This window comes from Methanoregula sp. (assembly GCF_002835825.1).
In the GTDB taxonomy this organism is placed as follows: Archaea; Halobacteriota; Methanomicrobia; order Methanomicrobiales; family Methanospirillaceae; genus Methanoregula.
The window spans coordinates 1-1701 of record NZ_PIZH01000442.1 but is presented as its reverse complement, the minus strand read 5'-3'; the positions used below and the strand labels follow the sequence as shown (position 1 = coordinate 1701).

Genomic DNA, 1701 nt, shown 5'->3' with positions numbered 1-1701 from the left:
CTCCATCACACACGACCAGTAAATCATCCAGTTGCCACTGCTAATGTCTCGGGGACATCGTTCCGGAAGTCGGTCCAGAAATCTGGAACACTCCGTGTTGGTCTCTGTGGGGATGCACGGCACGGTAAGACCTTTACATCGCTGTGGATCGGATTCGGAATCGGCGGACCTATCGCAGTCATGGCCACGGAGAACTCCTCGGCCGAGTTTTACGCGCAAATGGGTGAGTATGATGTTTGCGTGCTGCAGGCTCCGTTTACGGCCCAGAAGTATACGGATGCCATCCATGCTGCAGAACGTGCCTGGTATAACGTAATCATCATCGACTCACTCTCGCATGCATGGGCCGGAGAGGGAGGCCTGCTTGACCTCAAAGACAATATCGCCAAAACCTCCAAAAGCGGCAACAGTTTCACCGCATGGAAGGACGTTACACCACTTCACCGCGGCCTGGTCGATGCCATGCTGCAGAGTCCTTGTCATATCATCGCAACAATGCGGAGCAAGACTGAGTACGTGATCGATACGGACGATCGCGGCCGGTCCTTCCCGCGGAAGATCGGCATGGCACCGGTCCAACGTGAGGGTATGGACTATGAATTTACCCTGGTGTTCGATATCGATGCTGCCCATATTGCGACAGCGTCAAAGGATCGCACGTCCCTGTTCACCGGGAAATCGTTCCAACCCTCGGCCGAGACCGGCCGTCAGCTGAAGGAATGGCTTGAGACCGATACCTCTGCCGGGGGTGCCTGATGTCAGGCCTCGGCAAGGTCGCCATGGCCAAAAATGGAAAGAAGTATGTTGAAATTCTGTGTGTTTGCCCAAAGTGCGGAGAGGAGGCCGGCCATATCGAGATCCTCCCGGACTCGATGCAGGACATCCCGGAGGGTTTCATCGCCTTCCTGGATAGTACCGGCAAACTCTCTTTTGTTGAGGAGGATCCGCACGATTACCGGTGATGACCATGATCGAGGATTACGAACTCACAAAAAACATCATCATCCGCAATGGAAAGGCAGATCTCCACTTCGCAGTCGAGGCCAAAGAAATCCCGATAGAGGATGCCAAGGCAGCAGGCGAGTCCTTTGATCTATTCTTGAAAGATCTTCACCAGGAGATGCCAGGAGGGGCAAGGTCAAGACGGCGTGTCTTCAGCATGTACAACGACAAGGAACTGAAGATCATTCAGGATGCACCGGATTTCCACGCCGCATGGAAATTCTATCACGAAGCGTTCCCCGGATCCCCGAGAACCTATGACGCGATCCGGAAGCAGTGGAACAAAATGCATAATGCGGGAGACCCGGCAACGCCAGATCCATCAGAGAAAACCCGCCATAAACCCGCCACGACCGATGTACCAAACCCGCCACCGCAAAGTTGCGACAAGGTACGCAAAGTTGCAAAGAAAAAGACCGAGATCCTCGCTGCAGATGGTAAACGAAAAGGCACTCGATCATTACCGTCACAAGGATCAAGACTCCAGATTCCGGCTTGGTCTGACAAGGAAAAGGCATGTATCAAAGACTGCAAGACCAAGGAAGATGCCTGGGAAAAATATCAGAGAGAGTTCCCAGGCCAGCGGAATAAAAATGCTGTCTATCGACGGTTCAGCGGACTAAAGAAGAAAGCAGCTGGCACCAAGACCGAAGAAAAGAAAACCTCGATAAAATTCACATCCCCCGAACCGGTGGGGGG

Annotated in this window: 3 protein-coding genes; all 3 read left to right on the top strand. The window is 53.2% G+C overall.

Annotated features, from left to right (window positions below; translation table 11 throughout):
* A partial coding sequence (locus tag CW742_RS12060) for an AAA family ATPase (RefSeq protein ID WP_292420707.1) occupies positions 1 to 756 on the top strand: 756 nt, incomplete at its 5' end.
* Complete coding sequence (locus CW742_RS12055) at positions 756 to 962, top strand: hypothetical protein (RefSeq protein WP_292420705.1); 207 nt, start codon at positions 756 to 758, stop codon at positions 960 to 962. The genes CW742_RS12060 and CW742_RS12055, both read left to right, overlap by 1 nt.
* Before the next feature lie 5 nt (positions 963 to 967).
* Positions 968 to 1701: hypothetical protein (locus CW742_RS12050; protein WP_292420703.1), on the top strand; the 734-nt coding region annotated here is incomplete at its 3' end.